13 protein-coding genes are annotated in these 17,469 nt (G+C 64.8%); 3 read left to right on the top strand and 10 right to left on the bottom strand.

Going from position 1 to position 17,469, the window contains the following annotated elements:
• Nucleotides 1–116: 116 nt before the first annotated feature.
• From ACVOLS_RS02300 to ACVOLS_RS02280, 5 genes are all read right to left on the bottom strand, one after another.
• Complete coding sequence (locus tag ACVOLS_RS02300) at nucleotides 117–1,538, bottom strand: short-chain fatty acid transporter (RefSeq protein WP_481544299.1); 1,422 nt, start codon at nucleotides 1,536–1,538, stop codon at nucleotides 117–119.
• A gap of 189 nt (nucleotides 1,539–1,727) precedes the next feature.
• On the bottom strand, nucleotides 1,728–2,369 hold the full coding sequence (locus ACVOLS_RS02295) for a hydrolase (RefSeq protein ID WP_481544298.1): 642 nt from the start codon (nucleotides 2,367–2,369) through the stop codon (nucleotides 1,728–1,730).
• Between the two features lie 83 nt (nucleotides 2,370–2,452).
• Nucleotides 2,453–2,749, bottom strand: coding sequence for a putative quinol monooxygenase (locus ACVOLS_RS02290; protein WP_481544297.1), 297 nt, complete (start codon nucleotides 2,747–2,749; stop codon nucleotides 2,453–2,455).
• Between the two features lie 89 nt (nucleotides 2,750–2,838).
• On the bottom strand, nucleotides 2,839–3,528 hold the full coding sequence (locus ACVOLS_RS02285) for an isochorismatase family protein (RefSeq protein WP_481544296.1): 690 nt from the start codon (nucleotides 3,526–3,528) through the stop codon (nucleotides 2,839–2,841).
• Between the two features lie 96 nt (nucleotides 3,529–3,624).
• Nucleotides 3,625–4,491 carry a pirin family protein gene (locus ACVOLS_RS02280; protein ID WP_481544295.1) on the bottom strand — a complete coding sequence of 289 codons (867 nt, stop codon included), beginning with the start codon at nucleotides 4,489–4,491 and terminating at the stop codon, nucleotides 3,625–3,627.
• Between the two features lie 124 nt (nucleotides 4,492–4,615).
• Between ACVOLS_RS02280 and ACVOLS_RS02275 the strand changes: the two genes are divergently transcribed.
• The 3 genes from ACVOLS_RS02275 (at nucleotide 4,616) to ACVOLS_RS02265 (ending at nucleotide 9,010) form a co-directional block, all read left to right on the top strand.
• Nucleotides 4,616–5,521: a LysR family transcriptional regulator gene (locus tag ACVOLS_RS02275; protein ID WP_481544294.1), complete on the top strand. Its 906-nt coding sequence runs from the start codon at nucleotides 4,616–4,618 to the stop codon at nucleotides 5,519–5,521.
• A gap of 87 nt (nucleotides 5,522–5,608) precedes the next feature.
• A complete protein-coding gene (locus ACVOLS_RS02270; protein ID WP_481544293.1) occupies nucleotides 5,609–6,790 on the top strand; it encodes an OmpA family protein in 1,182 nt (393 codons plus the stop codon).
• 300 nt (nucleotides 6,791–7,090) lie between these two features.
• Nucleotides 7,091–9,010: a M61 family metallopeptidase gene (locus tag ACVOLS_RS02265; protein WP_481544292.1), complete on the top strand. Its 1,920-nt coding sequence runs from the start codon at nucleotides 7,091–7,093 to the stop codon at nucleotides 9,008–9,010.
• A gap of 234 nt (nucleotides 9,011–9,244) precedes the next feature.
• Here ACVOLS_RS02265 and ACVOLS_RS02260 read toward each other — a convergent pair whose 3' ends face one another.
• The 5 genes from ACVOLS_RS02260 to ACVOLS_RS02240 form a co-directional block, all read right to left on the bottom strand.
• Complete coding sequence (locus ACVOLS_RS02260; RefSeq protein ID WP_481544291.1) at nucleotides 9,245–11,191, bottom strand: N-acetylmuramoyl-L-alanine amidase; 1,947 nt, start codon at nucleotides 11,189–11,191, stop codon at nucleotides 9,245–9,247.
• 344 nt (nucleotides 11,192–11,535) lie between these two features.
• Complete coding sequence (locus ACVOLS_RS02255; protein WP_481544290.1) at nucleotides 11,536–13,266, bottom strand: carboxypeptidase regulatory-like domain-containing protein; 1,731 nt, start codon at nucleotides 13,264–13,266, stop codon at nucleotides 11,536–11,538.
• A complete protein-coding gene (locus ACVOLS_RS02250) occupies nucleotides 13,263–15,419 on the bottom strand; it encodes a hypothetical protein (RefSeq protein WP_481544289.1) in 2,157 nt (718 codons plus the stop codon). Before ACVOLS_RS02250 ends, ACVOLS_RS02255 begins: the two co-directional genes overlap by 4 nt.
• Nucleotides 15,416–16,564, bottom strand: coding sequence for a BatA domain-containing protein (locus ACVOLS_RS02245; RefSeq protein ID WP_481544288.1), 1,149 nt, complete (start codon nucleotides 16,562–16,564; stop codon nucleotides 15,416–15,418). Before ACVOLS_RS02245 ends, ACVOLS_RS02250 begins: the two co-directional genes overlap by 4 nt.
• Nucleotides 16,561–17,463, bottom strand: coding sequence for a DUF58 domain-containing protein (locus ACVOLS_RS02240; protein ID WP_481544287.1), 903 nt, complete (start codon nucleotides 17,461–17,463; stop codon nucleotides 16,561–16,563). Before ACVOLS_RS02240 ends, ACVOLS_RS02245 begins: the two co-directional genes overlap by 4 nt.
• Nucleotides 17,464–17,469: the final 6 nt, after the last annotated feature.

The following is a 17,469-nucleotide window of genomic DNA, read 5'->3' as shown; positions in this document are numbered from 1 at the left end:
TTGTCGCTTTGATTGCTTGGAAAGCTCCTGCCGAGCACGGCTCGGCACTACAGGGTGCAGAAATCAGAACGCCACGCAATGCGTGGCGTTCTGATTTCAATCGTTGCAGCAATCGATCAGGGCATTACGGGCGGTGTATACGCCAGCGTCGCGCCCAATGCCCACAACAGCAGCAGCACCAGCGGGGTGTGCACCAGCAGCTGCACGAAGGTGAAGCCGATCAGGTCACGGGCCTTCAGGCCGAGTACGCCGAGCAGCGGCAGCATGTAGAACGGGTTGATCAGGTTGGGCAGGGCTTCGGCGGCGTTGTAGATCTGTACCGACCAGCCGAGGTGGTAGTGCAGGTCGTTGGCTACCTGCATCACGTAGGGCGCTTCGATGATCCACTTGCCACCGCCGGAGGGGATGAAGAAGCCCAGCACCGCCGAGTAGCTGCCCATCAGCAGCGCGTAGGTGTCGTGGCTGGCGATCTGGGTAAAGAAGGTGGAGATGATGTGGGCCACGCTATGGCCTTCGCTGCCGTTGACCGTGGTCATGATGGCGGCGATGGAGCCGTACAGCGGGAACTGGATCAGCACGCCGGTGGTCGAGGGCACTGCGCGTGAGACCGCATCGAGGAAACTGCGCGGGCGCCAATGCAGCAACGCACCAGCCATCAGGAACAGCAGGTTGTAGGTGTTCAAACCGGAGATCGCCTGGATCGCAGGCTTGGTGCTGAACTCGTGGATCAACCAGCCAGCGGCCAGCGCAACCAGCAGCAGGATCAGCAGCGGGCTGTGCTCCAGCCATTCGCCGGGGCGGGTGGGCTTGGCCTTGGCCGGGGCGGCATCGGCGGTGACATCGACGCCGCAATCAGCGGCATCGCGCGCGGAATTGGCGGCCGGTGCGGTGACGTAGGCAATGATCAGCGATACCACCACCAATGCGGCCAGCAATACGCCGGACTGCCAAAGGAAAATGGTTTCGGTGAAGGGAATGACGCCGGTGATCGACAGGATCGACGGCGGCAGGCTGGCCGGGTTGGCCTGAAGCTGCGCGGCCGATGAGGACAGCCCCAAGGCCCAAACCGCACCCAGGCCGAGATACGCCGCGGCACCGGCGGCGCGGTAATCCATCTTCAATTCACTGCGGCGGGCCAGGGCGCGCACCAGCAGGCCGGCGAACACCAGGCTCAGGCCCCAGTTCAACAACGATGCGGTCATCGACACGATGGCGACCAGGGCGACTGCGCTGCGGCCGTTCTTTGGCACGCGCGCCAGTCGGTCGATCAAGCGCGAGGCCGGGCCGGAAGACGCCACCACATAGCCACCGATCACCACGAAGGCCATCTGCATGGTGAAGGGGATCAGGCTCCAGAAGCCGTCACCGAAGGCCTTGGCGGTGTCGGTAGGCGCGGCGCCAATGGACAGCGCGGCCAGCGAGACCGCGGCCAGGGCGAGGGCGGCGAACACCCACGAATCGGGGAACCAGCGTTCGGCGAAATTCGCACAGCGGATCGCGAAGCGCGCCGAGGCGGTGTCTTGGGTAGTGGGCTGCATGGGGCGGGTACCGTGGGGAAACAACCGGGCGACGGTAGCGCGGCAGCGGTGATGGGTGGAACTGGACCTTCGGATAGTGCCTGCGTATTCATGCAGGAGGTCGCAACCGGCGCGATGCCTGCTGATGGCCTGGGCGCAGCCACGTTACCCCTCCCTCTCCGTTTGCCGGAGAGGGAGGGGGCTATCTGCTTACTCGGCAGCGTCGTAGGAGAACTGGATGCCGGCGGTACCGCCGGTGCTGATGAACAGCTCCATGAACTGCTTGGCGGTGTCGGCGCGGTTCCAGTCGCGCTGCAGTTCGCAGAACAGCTGCGGCACGCTGATCAGCTTGCCGCCGGCCTGCTCGATGCGGCGCAATGCCGCATCGTGCGCGGCCAGCGAGGTGCCGCCCACGGCGTCCACCGGTACATACACCTCATAGCCTTCGCGCAGTGCGTCCAGCGCCGGGAAGGTGAGGCAGGCCTCGGTCCACAGTGCGGTCATGATCAGCTTCTTGCGGCCGGTGGCTTCCACGGCTTTGCGGAACTCCACGTCCTCCCAGGAGTTGATGGTGGTGCGGTCGTAGGTGGGCTCATCCTTCAGCACACGGCGCAATTGCGGGATCGGCGGGTGGTTCAGGCCGGTCTTCACGTTGACCGTGGAGTGCACGATCGGCAGGCCGTAGACCTTGCCGGCCTTGGCCACGCCGACGATGTTGTTGACCAACAGCTGGCGATCCATCGAGGCGATGGAGTTCACCTGTACCGGCTGGTAGTCGATGACGATCAGTGCCGCGTTTTCCGGGGTCAGCAGGTCGTCACGTTTGGGGTCACGCTTGGTTTCACTGGTCATGGCGAGGTTCCTTTCTGGGGTGCTGAAGGCGCAGCACGCGCTTGGGCATCGCGCCGCATATCGCGGCGGGGTAAACGGGGGGCTTACTCGACGGGGTCCATGAAGTACGCCGCTTCCGTGCGCTCGACGGCGTCGGCGTGGTGCGTTTCGAAGTACTTGATGTGTGGACCGTGGTGATGGTGCTTTTCGCGCAGCTCATGGCTGGCCCAGTGCTCGACGAAGATGAAGCGGCGTGGGTCCGCCTGGTCGCGATACAGGTCATAGCGCAGCGCGCCTTCTTCCTTGCGCGATGCATCGACGACGACCTTCAGTGCGTCGTGCAGCTGTTGCTCGCGGCCCTGCTTGGCGTAAAGAACAACATTGATGAACAGCTCGGACATGGGAACTCCCGGCGGCGTGGACCGTTGCACGTTCGGTTGCGATGTTGGCTCCGCCCTGCCGTTGCAGCGGAGCCAACTCGCGACCGGGCTCAGCTGCGCTGCGAATCGAGCTGCTCGTGGTTGGTCACCACTTCCTGCGCCTTGCTGTAGCTCTCGATCAGCAACTGGTAGTTGGGGAAGATGTTGGTATATGCCTGCGCCCATTCGGCGGCGTCTTCGCGGTTCCAGGTCTTCTGCAGTTCCGAGGCGACCGCGGCCACGTCGATGACGACGACACCGGCCTGCATCATCCGCGCCAAGGTGATTTCCTGCGCCTGCTTGGAGTAGGTACCGGAGGCATCAATCACCGCGAACACCTGGTAGCCATCGGCCACCGCTGCGATCGACGGGAATGCCATGCACACGCTGGTGATGGTGCCGGCGATGATCAACTGCTTTTTGCCGGTGTCCTTCACTGCCTTCACGAAGTCCGGGTTGTCCCAGGCGTTGATTTCACCTTTGCGCGCCACGTATTTCGCATGCGGTGCGTTCTGGTGGATCTCCGGAATCAGCGGGCCATTCGGGCCTTGCGGCACCGAGGCGGTGGTGATCACCGGGATCTTCGCCAGCGATGCCAGTTTGGCCAGCGTCGAGGCCAGCCTGCGCAAGGTGGTGAACGGCATATCGTGCACGGTCTGGAACAGGCCGCTCTGGTGATCGATCAACAGCATCGCGACGTTGTTCGGGTCGATGACGGGTTTTGCGCCGTTGAAGTTGGCAACTTGCGGGAAGGTATACATGGCTGTCTCATCACTGGGAGGGGCAGGGTCGCGCCGACGGGGTAACGCCAGCGCGAGAGAAAGATGACCGGGTGGTTAAACCCGGTCATCGGCGGATTACGCTGCGATCTGGCCGAAGCGGCCGGAGTTGAAGTCATCCATCGCCTGGCGGATTTCTTCCTGCGTGTTCATCACGAACGGGCCGTAGCCGGCGATGGGCTCATCGATCGGCTCACCGGCAAGCACCAGCACGGTGGCGTCGGCGTTGGCTTCCAGTTCCACCTCACCGGCAGCACGGTCGAACAGCACCAGCTGGCCTTCGCGGGCGAGCTGGCTGCCGTTGAGCAACACAGTGCCGTGCAGGATCACCATCGCCACGGTGTGGCCTTCGGCGAACTGCAGCGTGGTGTGCTTGTCACGCGACAGGCGCAGGTCCCACACGTCCATCGGCGTATGCGTATGGGCCGGGCCACGCTGACCGCCGAATTCACCGGCGATCACCCGCACCTTGCCTGCGTCATCGGCCAGCGGCACCACCGGAATGTCGGCGTTGCTGATGTTCTGGTAGCCCGGTGCCGACATCTTGTCCTTGGCCGGCAGGTTGACCCACAGCTGCACCATCTCCAGCTTGCCACCGCGCTGGGTGAAGGCTTCGGAGTGGAACTCCTCATGCAGGATGCCGGAGGCAGCGGTCATCCACTGCACGTCACCCGGGCCGATCTCGCCGCCTGCGCCGGTGGAATCGCGGTGTGCCACCTCGCCTTCATAGACGATGGTGACGGTCTCGAAACCACGGTGCGGATGCTGACCAACGCCGCGTGGGCTGGTGGTGGGGCTGAACTCGGCCGGGCCGGCGTGGTCCAGCAGCAGGAAGGGGCTGAGCTGGCGGCCGTGGGTGTTGTACGAAAACAACGAACGGACCGGGAAGCCATCACCGACCCAATGCGGGCGGGGCGCGCTGTACAGGCCACTGATCTTCTTCATCTGTCTGCTCCTCGGGCGGCGCGGGGTGCGCCGGCGTTGGAGCAAAGATTAGATTTGGGACGATCACGCCGGTAGACGGCAAAAAGTGGTCTGATAGTCCTATTTGGTGAACGCTGGAGCTGCAATGCAGGACCTGAACGACCTGTACTACTTTGCCAAGGTGGTCGAGCACGGCGGCTTTGCCCCGGCCGGGCGCGCGCTGGGCGAGCCCAAGTCCAAGCTGAGCCGGCGTATCGCCCTGCTGGAGGAACGGTTGGGCGTGCGCCTGATCCAGCGTTCCACCCGCCACTTCTCGGTCACCGAGGTTGGCCAGACCTTCTACGCGCATTGCCGGGCGATGCTGGTGGAGGCCGAGGCCGCGGCCGAATCCATCGAGCTGACCCGCTCGCAGCCGCGCGGCGTGGTGCGGGTCAGCTGCCCGACCATGCTGCTGGATTTCCGGGTGGCGGCGATGGTGGCCGAGTTCATGGCGCACTGCCCGGATGTGGAAGTGCACCTGGATGCCACCAACCGCCGCGTCGATGTCATCGCTGAAGGTGTCGATGTGGCCATCCGCGTGCGTCCGCCGCCGTTGGAAGACAGCGAACTGGTGTTGAAGGTTTTGGCCGAGCGCACCCAATGCCTGGTGGCGGCCCCCTCTTTGCTCGAAACGCATGGCCATTCGCATGGCCCGGCGGATCTGCATCTATTGCCCAGCGTCGCCTTGGGTGTGCCGCAGGGTGAGCATGTCTGGCGCTTGATCGGCCCGGATGGCGCGACCGCCGAAGTGCCGCATCATCCGCGTTTGATCACCCGCGGCATGGTGGCGTTGCGTGCCGCGGCATTGGCCGGCGTTGGCGTGGCGCAGTTGCCGACGATGATCGTGCGCGATGCGCTGGAGGCCGGAGAGCTGGTCAATGTCGCCCCGGACTGGGCGCCACCGAAGGAAATCATCCACGCGGTGTTTCCTTCCAGGCGCGGCTTATTGCCGTCAGTGCGTTTGTTCATCGACCACCTTGCGGCGTCCTTCGCTGCGCTGGATGAATCCTGAGCGAAGCACCTGAGGCGGTGCGCTGGTCACGGAAATTGAACGGCGCCTTGGCAACAATGCCTGCTCTCGCACAAACGGAGTTGCTGCATGCGTGTTGCTGCTGTGTCACTGGCTTGTCTCAGCGTTCTTGTCGCCGCCTGCGGGCGCGATGCACCTGCCGATCAAACTGCTGCAGCACCGGAATCTGCGCCTGCGGCGGCCGCAGCGCCGGCATCGTCCAGCACGGAAGTGCTGACTGCAGGCAGCATCGAGTTCCCGGTGATACCGACCATCATGGTGCCCAGCATCATCGGCAGCGGCCCAGCGCAGAAGCGGCTGGAGCTGTCGATGCAATCACTGATCGATCCGGTCGCCGGCATCAGTGTGCGCCCGGCCAACTGCGCCACCGATGGTGGCCTGGTCAATGAAAGCGGCTTCACCAACGTCGATGCACAAGGAAACCTGGAGCGCGTCGGCGGCCACGGCGTGTTCAACATCGGTGCCGATGGCAGCGGCCAGGCGGTGACGGGCGATGGTGTGGTGGAAGTAAAGCCGGATGGCAGCGGCAGCGTGGTCAACGAGGCAGGCACCTTTGAAGTGAATGCCGATGGCTCCGGCACCTATGTGGGCGCGCACGGCAATATCGAGCTGGATGGCAAGGGTGCCGGCAGCTGGGTAGGTGGCTTCGGCAGCATCGAGAACCACGGCGATGGCTCGGGCAGCTGGGTTGGCGGCGACGGCAACATCGAGATCAATGCCGACGGCTCTGGCAAGTGGATCGGTGGTCCTGAAGGCATCGTTGAAAATCGCGGTGACGGCACCGGCACCATCGGCGCGGTCCCGCGTGAAGTGAAGATGGCGCCACTGCCGCCGTTGCCGCCTGCAGGGAAGTTCCCGCTGCTGGATAAATTCAAGCCGTCCGGTGCGCCGTGCGGCTACGTGATCACCCTCAACGACAAGGTGTTGTTCGACTTCGACAAGGACGTGATCCGTCCTGATGCTGGCAAGGTGTTGGATGTGCTGGCGACGGCGCTGGGCAAGGTGCCATCGAGCGCGATGGAGGTCCGCGGCCATACTGACTCCAAGGGCAGTGATGACTACAACCAGGATCTGTCCGAGCGCCGTGCACAGGCGGTGCTGGCAGCATTGCGCCAGCGTGGCAGTGCCACCGACGCGGCCGCACATGGCTACGGCGAATCGCAGCCGGTTGCGCCGAATGAGGTCAATGGCAAGGACAGCCCCAGCGGCAGGCAGTTGAATCGGCGGGTCGAGATATTCGTAAGGACGTGATGGCTGTTTTGTAGGAGCGGCGTCAGCCGCGGAGCCACTGCCCCCACCGAAGCAGCAGACAGCAAAATCCAACCCGGCCAACAGCAATTGCCACGAATGCCAGCCCTGCCAACATTCGTGGCTTCGCGGCTGACGCCGCTCCTACAAATCGGGGCTAGCCGGTGCTTTTTGGGTTGGTGCATGGAGCGCCTTGCCGAGCATGGCTCGGCACTACCGCTGAGGTGTTGATGACCATCGGCCCGTGTCATGCAGCGCAGGCTTGCCGCATCATGGCCCTCTCAGACAAGCGAGAGGTTGGTGATGCATGTGTTCCGTCCTGCAGTACTGGGGTTGGCCCTGATGGCCGCCATGGGTTTGGCCAATGCGGCGCCGGCGGTGGCTGACGTGGACGCACGCGGGGTGAAGATCAGCGAGGCCGCGTATCCGGGCACCATCCGCCTCGAGGTCGACGCCACCGATCTTGGCCAGCGCGTGTTCAAAGTGCGGCAGACGGTGCCGGTGCAGCCGGGCCTGCAGCGCTTCCATTACCCGGCCTGGTTGCCGGGCAGCCATTCGCCCAGTGGCCAGATCGAAAAGCTGGCCGGGCTGGTGATCAACGCCAATGGCCAGCGCCTGCAATGGGTACGCGACCCGCTCGATGTCTACACCTTCAATGTGCAGGTGCCCGAAGGCGTCAATGAGCTGCGCATGGACTTCCAGTTCCTCAGCCCCACCGATTCGGCGCAGGGCCGCACGGTGATGACGCCGAACATGCTCAACCTGCAGTGGAACGCGATGCTGCTGTACCCGGCCGGTCACGCCGCGCATGCCATCACGTATCAGGCCAGTGCGCGTTACCCGCAGGGCTGGGACGCAGCCAGCGCGTTGACGGTGGCCAGCCGCAGCGGCGACACCGTCAACTATGCGCCGACCAATCTGGAAATCCTGGTCGACTCGCCGGTGTTCGCCGGCCGCTACCACCGCATGTTCGATCTGGCCCCGGCCGGTACCCGCCCGGTGCGTTTGAACGTGTTTGCCGACCGCGCAAAGGATCTGGAAGCCAAGCCCGAGCACATCGAGCAGCACCGCGCGCTGGTGACGCAGGCACGCAAGCTGTTCGGCGCCGAGCACTACGATCACTACGACTTCCTGTTCGCCGTGACCAACCAACTCGGTGGCATCGGCCTGGAGCACCAGCGTTCCAGCGAGAACAGCGAAGACCGCGATTACTTCAGCGGTTGGGATGCCAAGGTCGGCAGTAGTGATCTGCTTGGCCATGAGTACACCCATTCCTGGGATGGCAAGTACCGTCGCCCGGCCGATCTGGCCACGCTGAACTACAACGTGCCGATGCAAGGCAGCCTGCTGTGGGTCTACGAAGGGCAGACCCAGTACTGGGGCAATGTGCTGACCGCGCGCGCTGGCATCCGTCCGCTGGATGCTTCCCGTGATGCGCTGGCGATGGTTGCGGCGACCTATGCGGATAACCGCCCCGGTCTGGAATGGCGCTCGCTGGGCGATACCACCAATGATCCAGTGATCGCCCGTCGCAAACCCAAGCCGTATCGCGGCTACCAGATGAGCGAGGACTATTACCAGGGCGGGCAGATGCTGTGGCTGGAAGCCGACGTGCGCCTGCGCACGCTCAGTGGCGGCAAGCGCAGCCTGGATGATTTCGCCAAGGCCTTCTTCGGCCAGAATGATGGCCAATGGGAACGCCCGGACACCTACACCTACGACGATGTTGCCGCGACCCTGGAGCAGGTGCAGCCAACCGGCGACTGGTCGCAGTTCCTGCGTGATCGTCTCGAACGCAAGACCGGTCTGGTCGGCGGCATCGAAGCGGCTGGCTGGAAGCTGGTCTACAAGGACAAGCCCAGCGCCTACTTCAAGTCGACGATGAAGGGTCGCGGTGCCAACTTCATCTACTCGCTGGGCGTTTCCTTGAGCCCGGCCGGCTACGTCAACGAAGTGCGCTGGGACAGTGCCGCGTTCAATGCAGGTGTTGGTACGGGCATGCAGGTACTGGCAGTGAACGATCTGCAGTACAGCGCCGACGAGCTGGAAGAAGCGGTACGTGCAGCCAAGACCAGCAAGCAGCCAGTGCGTCTATTGGTGAAGGAAGTGGACGTGTACCGCACGCTGAGCATCGACTACCACGGCGGCCTGCGTTACCCGACGTTGGAGCGGATCGACGGCAGCACCGACTACCTGACCCCAATCTTCACCGCCCGCAAGTAGACAGGGGACTGTAGTGCCGAGCCATGCTCGGCAGGGGCCTTACCAGCGAGATCAAAAGCTCCCCCTCATCCCAACCCTTCTCCCGCAAGCGGGAGAAGGGCTAAAGCCAAAGCCAAAGCAAGGCCGGCGGGCACCTGTAGTGCCGAGCCATGCTCGGCAGGGGCCTTACCAGCAGGATCAAAAGCCCCTCATCCCAACCCGAGAAGGGCTAAAACAGCAGCACCTGGGCAATGATCAATTCGCTACCTGCACATCATCGATATACACGTTGAGGTCATACGCGGTATTGGCGTGATACAGCCAGATCGCATCCAGCGTGACACTGCTGCCGGTGATGGCGCCATTGCCGTTTACCCATGCATTCCACTGCGCCGCATCGCTCAAGGCCCACGATACATACGTCCAGGTGTTGGCTGCGACGGCCTTGCTGGTTGATATCTCGGTGCCATCGCTATCGTCGATGCCGATGCCAACCGTGGTTCCGGTGCCGCCACTCCACACCCAGAAGCCAACAACCGCATTGGCACGTGTCAATGCGGTGTTGCTGGCAGGTGCACCGCTACCCGACAACAAGCGCACTGCCCAATCGGTGGTGCTTGCGGTGTTGTCCTTCAGCAACACGCGCAGTGAGCAGCTGCCGTTCTTCTGCGTGGCGCAATCACGCGTAGCCGTGGACGCGGTGCTGATGCCAAAGGTGCTTCCCGAATAGCTGGGGCTGGTATCGAAATGACCAACGCTGCTCTCGAAGCGATCCAGCCAGGTGATGGTGCCCGTACCGCCACCGCTGCCGGGATTCAACAGGCCGTAGTACTTCGACCAGTTCCAGTTGATGCCGGGGTCGGTGTGCGTCTGGCCGCTGTAATGCTGGTGGCCCTTGATCTTGACGCTGGTGGGCAACACATTGATACCGCTGCTGGATGCCCCGCTATACGCACTGGCGCAGCTGATCGCGCTATACGTGGCGCAGAAGTTGCGGACCAGTGCTGCCGAAGCGTCATACATGGCATTGGTGTACCAGGAGCTGTTATCGACATAGCCCTCATGCTCGATGCCCAAGGTATAGCTGTTCTGGCTGCCGACGTGCCAGGCGGTATCGGCGTTGCGGACCATCTGTGTCACCTGGCCATCGGAGGAACGGATGACATAGTGCGCGCTCACCTGCGCGGAGGCATTCTTGAACCAGGAGATGGTGCCGGCGTAGCTGCCCTGCGTGGTGTGGATGGTCACTGCACTGATCGCTGCGGAGCGCGATGCCGCGTAGTTGGAGGTTGAGGCGGCGCTCCAGATCGCAGGGCCATAGTCGGTGCTCTGGATGCTGGCATCCAGCGCAGGGCTGACGGCAGCGTCTCTGGCGGCAGCGCTGCCTGCCTGCAGGGTTTCGCTGATTGGGTCGATACGGAACGCGTCGGTCTCGACGCGGTCCCTGCTCACATCCAGGCGCACCATTGGTGCGCGCAATGTCACCAGCTGCGGCGCGTCGAAGGCCAGCTCCCAGGCGATGGCATGCTCGGGTACGACGATGCCGCGATCATTGACCCCGCGATCCTGCGCCAGCAGCACATCGTAGGCAAAGCTGGTGCGCGCGTAGTCGTCGACGGCGCTGCGTGCAGCCAGGCTGCTGCCGCGGGGCGCATAGCCCGCGTAGCGCATCAGTGCGGGACGGATGGCTTCAGGTGCCGGCGCGCTGCCAGTGCCGGCGTCGGGATGGTCCAGACGGATCTGTGCATCCAACAACGCAGCGGCCGCGAGGATATTGGTTGCCGCGTCGTTGCGCACGGCAGTTGTGGATACGCCAAGCAGCTTGGCGGCTTCGCCAACCTGGTCCTCGAAGCCGCCACCGGCATACAACCCCATCACGCCCCACGCGGGTGGCATGCGCAGATGCGCTTGATCCTGGTCGGGTGCATCGGGTTGCAATGGCGACCAGCGGCTTTGCACGAACGCCAGCGACTCCAGCGTGCCGCGCGGGATGCCGGGATAGCGGCGATATGCTTGCTGGAAGTAGCGTGCGTACATCGCCCGCAAGGGCAGCATGCGTGCTTCTTCCATTTTCAGTTGCATGTCCAGCACCTGTTCGTTGTTGGCAACAGGTGCCTTGATCGTGGTTTGCGCAAGTGCGGGAACAACTACGGCACTGGTGATGACGGCAGACAGCAGCACGGCGGTATGACGGTGCATCATCGGTAGGACCCCCAAAGCTTGGAACCCCCTGCGGTTGTGGTTCTACCGCAGTGGTTTCCTTCGTGGGTGAAGGTCGGGGCCAATCAGTGATGGGGTTCAAGGAGTTGTGGGATTGCTTGTTTGTAGGTGTGACCGCAACCCGATGCGAAGGGCACCCCTCCCCAACCCTCCCCTTGCCTACGGCAAAGGGAGGGGGCAGATCATGCGCCCCGACGCACTATCTGCTGCTGACTTTCCTTCCCCCGCATGCGGGGGATCAAAGGGCCTGCCCCCGCGAAGGCGGGGGTGCCCGAAGGGCGGAAGGGGGCGCAGTTGATGTTGTTCTTTTCAAGCCATCAATCACTTCAGTCTTGTGTTGCCGGTCCACCCATTCGCCTGCGCTCCAGCCACCAAAGCAAGGAGGCGATAAGCACAAACCCCAGCAGCCAGGGCCAACGCGGCCCCGGTATCGGCAGTGGAGCTGTACGCACAGCACCGCCGCTCAATGCAAACGTCGCATCGCGCATCTGTTGCGCATGCAATGCGACTGCTTTCTCCGGAACCAACAGCAGCATGCTCTGCTGCTGTTCGCCTGCTTCAACGCGGTGCCATCCGGCCGTCTGTGGCCATGCCGCAGCGCAGTTGCCAGCGGAAGGGTCGGGCAGTAGTTCGGTACGGCTGCCGTCCTCGGCGACCATCTGCGCCGGAGCGGTCAGTCCGCAAAGACTGATGCGTTCGCCACTCCAGGCCCAGGCGGGCAATGGCAGCGTGGGCGAATCCGGAAGCGACCGGGCCACGCTTGCCAAGGCGGCGTTCCACAGTTCAGCGTGCATGTCGGCATGGCCCGAGAGCACCAGCGCATAGCTGTCAGTGATCGGCAGCACGCCAACCCTGCCCAGGCCAAGTGCGCGCCAGCCACCTATCGCGCTGCCGTCCGCGGCGCGCAACAAGGGCACTACATCAACGCTGCTGAATTCAAGGTTGAAGCGTTCGACCGCGAGCGTGGTCCTGTTCTGTTCGGTATCGGTGAGGCTGCCTAGCGTGACCGGCTTGGTCTGGTCACCGCCGCGTGTCTCCAGGCCCCATTCGCGCAACGCGCGGCGAGCGCTGCCGTCGAGGGCACCGCTGGTACGAACCAGTACACCCAGTCCGCCGCGTATCGCCTCGGTGATCGCCGCACGCTGTGCGGATGACAAGGCCGCAAGACGGCGCTCATCAAGCAGCAGCAGGTCCAAGCGGGTGAGACTGGCAGCATCGAGTGAAGCTGGCGCATCGCCCATCTGCAGGCCGCCGCCGATCAACATGCTGGTCTGCAGCTTCGCGCCGATATCGTTGCCCCAACGTTGCAGATACTTCAGTTCAGGGCCAGGGGCACCGGCGAGAACGCGGATGCTGGGAGCTGTGCCTGCGCGTACACGCACGGGCACCGGAAGTTGGTCCAGCACCTTGCCGCCGGCATCCAACACGCGCAGCGTGAAAACCACATCGCCGGGTTCGCGCGCGCTGGCACGCAAGCTCGCCCGGCCTGCTGCGTCAACAGCGCTGATATCGACACGATGAGCGGCAGGGTCCAGCAGTTCCACGCGCACTTCAGGCATGCCTTGCACGCGGCTGTGCACGGTGAAGGCCGCACCCGGCGCGAGCAACGGCGGCGCCTGCAACTCCACCAGCCCCCGTGGTGCAGGGCCGGGCAGGAAACGCAGCGGCGGCAGCGCGATCTCACGATCACGTGCTGGCAGGCCCTGGCCGACAATCACCAGCTCGCGTGTACCTGGGTGCTGGCGCAGTGCGGTTGCAAGATCCGGCACTGCCGTCGCAGATGTCAGTGCCGCTGCTTCCGGCAGGCGCACATAGGTTGCTGCCGGTACAGCCGCAACCTCCGCCGTGCTTGCGCCTGCCGTGGCAACCACCAGCGTCCCCGCGCGACCGGAGCGTGATGGTGGATACAGGGTGAAGTACAGCAACACAGCGGCAGCAAGCTGCAGCAACAACAAGGCGGCGAGACGCGGTGTGCGCGGCCGTGGCGACAGCGCGAAGCGCAGGCTGCCCAGCACGACGGCCAGTGTGATCAGGACGAGCGGGAGCCAGGGCGTCATCGTGCTGGCTCCTGTGGCGCCGAGAGTGCTTCAAGGTAGCGGCGACCGGCGGCGTCCGCTGCGTTGCGGCGCGCGGGAGGGCCGTCGGCGCGACGCAGGGCCGGCCACAGTTGCGCACGCAGTTCGCTGCGGCAGGTGTGGCAATCGGGCTGCTGGCGCAGCGCGTCTATCGCCGCGACGACGTCCAGCGGATCGGGCGCGGCGTTGGGGTGTGCGTCCAGCCAACGCGACAACGCATCCAGATCCACGTTGCCGTCGCTGGAAGCCAAGGCATGCCACGCATTGGCGACGACGTCATCACCCGCTGGACGCGCCGCCAGTTGCACTGCGCGATTGCCAAGCCCATCGCGCTTGCCGGTCATGCGGCGGGCCATGTCGATGGGTGGCAGTTCACTGCCCACGCGCGCCAGGTAGATACGCTCGGCCTGCTGTACCTGTTTGATGAAGGCCAGGGCTTTGTAGGCGTATGGCAGCGCCTGGTCCGGATGGCCCTGGCGCAGGTGGCCTTCGGACTGCCACATCTGGTCGAGCGCGGACTTGAGGATGGCGCGGGTCTGCGGGTCGAGCAGGGTCGCTGCTTCGGCATGGTCGTGGGTGTGGCCGTACTCGGACAGCACGTCGGTGGCACTGCCGAATACCGGTGTGTTTTCAGCTGCACCGCCGTGGTCGTGGCCGTGTCCATCCTCTTCCGCATGATCGGCGTGATCCGCATGTCCTTCGGCGCCGGCTGCATCGCTGGTCGGCAGGTCGCCGGTCGGCGGTGCCTTCGCACCACCCTCGGCTTCTTCGCCGAGGAACTGGCCGTAGCGCAGGCGCAGGATGCGCTGGTCCACACCGATGCCATCGGAACGCTTGATGAAGGTGTCCGCATCCAGACTGCCGCGCTGCTTGAGCAGGGCTTCGGCGTCGATGATGATCTGCCGCTGGCTGCGGAAGTAGGCCGGCATCACCTTCTTGATTGCGCCCTCCAGGTCGCTGGCCTGCACCTGCTGTTCGCTGGGCAGGCGCAGGATCAGGCTGGCGCTGCGTGCTTCCTGCGGTTGCGGGTTGCGGTTGTCACGCACGGTCAGCCGCGCGACTACTTCGTCACCCGGCTCAAGGCCTAGTGCAGCCAAGTCAGCGCTGTAGGCAAAGCGTCGCGCCGTCGCCGGGCCGCTGCCACTCAGCGTCAGTTGGCGTTGCTGGAAGCTGATGTTCTCGCCGCTGCCTTTTGCCGTGGTGATATCCAGCGTCGCGGCGCTGTTGACGCCGAAGTCGTCACTGGCTTCAAAGCGCAGCTGCCACATGCGCTGACGCGGCGCTGCCTGGTTGAGTGTCTGCGCTGGCTCGATGACCTTGACCTGTGGCGGGCGGTCCACCACCACATCGAGGCGATAGGCGCGTCCAGCAGCTGCCATCGCCGGTTCGGTCTGGATGCGGTACAGGCCTGCACGCTGCAACACCTCGCTACCGCGCCAGTAATCGCCATCGCGCTGCAATGCTACCCGGCGTCCGTCGTGGAACTGTAGCCACGCTTGCTGCGGTTGTGGTGCGAACTGCAGGCGCCACTGCAGGTGGCTGCCTTGCAGGGCGCGTGCATCGAGCTTGTCGCCGGAGCTTGCTGCCTGGCCGCTGTAGGCAGGGGGCGTGATCTGCAGCCAGCTGCCGCGCAATGCAGGGGTGCTGTCCGTCGCGGCAGTTTCGGTAGCGCTTCCACCAGCGGTGACCGGAGCGTTGGCTGTAGCGCGCGGCCACAGCAGCGCAGCACCTGCGATCAGCGCGGCAGCCAACAGACACAACAGCAGTCGCTGCCAGGGCCAGCGAGGACGCAGGTCCGGCGGATTGCTCTGCAGGCGCTGCTCGATATGGCGGCGCTGGCGTTGCTGTAGCGGGTTGAGCGTGGGGGCGGTGGCGAACAGCAGGTCGGCGCTGTCCTCGAAGCGCGGATGATCGTTCAGACGCGCGACCAGCCAGCGCGCATCCAGGCGTCGCGCTCGCCAAACCGCGATGCCCGCAGCAACCAGCAAGGCCGCCGTCACGGTGATGTAACCGGCATCGAAGCCGAAGATGCGCGTTGCCAGCACGCTGACCGCCAGGGCCAGCGGCAGTCCGGCGGACAAGCCGATCAGCAGCGTGCGTCGCCGTGCAGCGCGCAGCAGCGCAGGCGCGTTCATGCCTGGCCCCGTCGACGCGGCGCGCTGGCCAGCCAGCGCTCAAGCAGGAACAACAAGGCGATTGCCAACAGCAGCCAATGGCTCAGCTCGGTTGCAGGCTGTGGATACGGCGTAGTGCCGGTTTGCGGCTGCATCGTCGCTGCCAGGGCGCGTCGCGGCGTGGGTGCAGCCTGCAGTACCGAGCGCAGCCCGGCGGGGAATTCGGCATCAAGCAGCACCGGCAGGCTTGCCGGCTGCAGCGGCGCCGCCCAGCGCAACCATTGGCCGTGCGCCGTACCAATCTGCTCGATTACCAGCACACCGTTGGCGTCGCGCCATAGCGGGGTGCGCTGCGCATCGGTGGGTACCGGTGTACGTGCATCCACCAGCAGGCGGCCACCGCGCTGCAGCCATGCACTGGTATCGGCGGGCAGCGGCTTGGCCGACAGCCAGACATGCAGCTTGTCGTCATCGTTGAACGCGGCAGTGTCGTCGCTCGCCTGCGGCTTGGCTGTGCGCCATGCGTTGGCAACCGCATCGAGATAGCGCACGCCTTGCTTGCCAGCTTCGTCGTGACGGATCTGCAGCTGCGGCGGCGCGATGGTCGTCGGCGTTTCCGTCGCGCTGGTCTGCTCCAGCACCTGCCACCGTACCGCGCGTGACAGCTGCGGACGTTGCGCGTCCAAACCATCAAGCGCCGACGGGACAACCACGGTGAGCGGGGCGTCGACCGGCAGGCTGGCGTCCAGCTCGCGCAGCAGGCTGGACAGTGGCTGTGGGCCTTGCGGTACTTCTGTGTTGTCGATGGACGGGAAGCCAGCCGCCAGCCATAGCCACTGCGCGTCGGCATTGCCAACGCTGCGTTGGGCGGCGGCAAGGTCAACCCCGGGCACTACGGCGATGCGCGGCTGTGTATCAGGCACCCCCGTCAGTGCCGGCCGTGCCAACAGTACCGCCAGCAAGGCGAGCAGCAGCAGACGCAGCACCAGCAGCGGCCATTCGTCGAAGCGGATGCGGCGACGCGGGCGCGGCTTGGCCGACAGCCAGCGCAGCGCGGCGAAATCGATGATGCGTTGTTCGCTGCGGCGGGCGAGGTGGATCAGCAGCGGCAGCAATAGGCCTGCCAATGCAAGGAAACCGGTTGGGAACAGCCATAGCAGGCTCATGCACCGCTCCCGGCACGGCGCCCGAACAGGCGCTGCAACGGTGCATCGATGGCTTCATCGAGATAGGCGGTGTCATGGCGGATACCGGCGGCCTGCAGCCGTGCATCCAGCACGCGCTGTGCTTCCTTGAAGCGGGCGAGGTATTCACCGCGGACCGTTGCGCCATCGCTGAGCAGCTCGTCGCCGGTTTCCGGGTCACGGAAACGATGGCCATCGCGGAACGGAAAGTCGCGCTCCTCCACCGTCAACAACTGCAGATGTATGACGTCGCGACCGGCCTTGGCCAGGCGCTCGGCCAGTTCGATGCCCGCTGCATCAAAGCCGTCGCCGATCATCACCACCAGGTCGTTGCTGGCAATGCGTTCCCACAGCGGTGATAGCCGCTGCTGCGGTGGCCATTGCCCCTTGGGCTGCAGCGCATGCAATTGCAGATGCAGGCGATCGCGCTGGCGCAGACCGTTGCCGGCCGGCAGCAACTGCACGCCATCGCCGCCAAGTGCGATCAAGCCGAAGGCATCGCCTTGCTGCATCGCCAGCTCGGCAAGGCAGGCGACCAGTGCCTTTGCCGCGTCCAGGCGCTGCCAGTCGGGTCGTGCCTGATCAGCCTGTGCCATCGAGGCGCTGGCATCGAGCAGCAGCCAGACGGTGATCGGGCTTTCGCGTTCGGACTCGCGCACGAAGAAGCGATCCGAGCGTGCATATAGCTTCCAGTCGATCTGGCGCAGCTCATCGCCAGGTTCGTAGGCGCGGTACTGCGCGAACTCCAAGCCGGCACCGCGGCTGCGGCTGGCATGCGCGCCGATGCCACGGCTGCCGCTGGCCCGCTGCGGCCACAGCCGCAGGCTGCGCAGGCGACTGCGCACGTCGGCGGGAATCAGCGGTGGCGTGGGAGCGGCCATGTGGAA

Source organism: Stenotrophomonas sp. STEN038, from assembly GCF_056759895.1.
The sequence above is the reverse complement of the archived record's forward strand: the minus strand, read 5'-3'. Positions and strand labels throughout refer to the sequence as shown.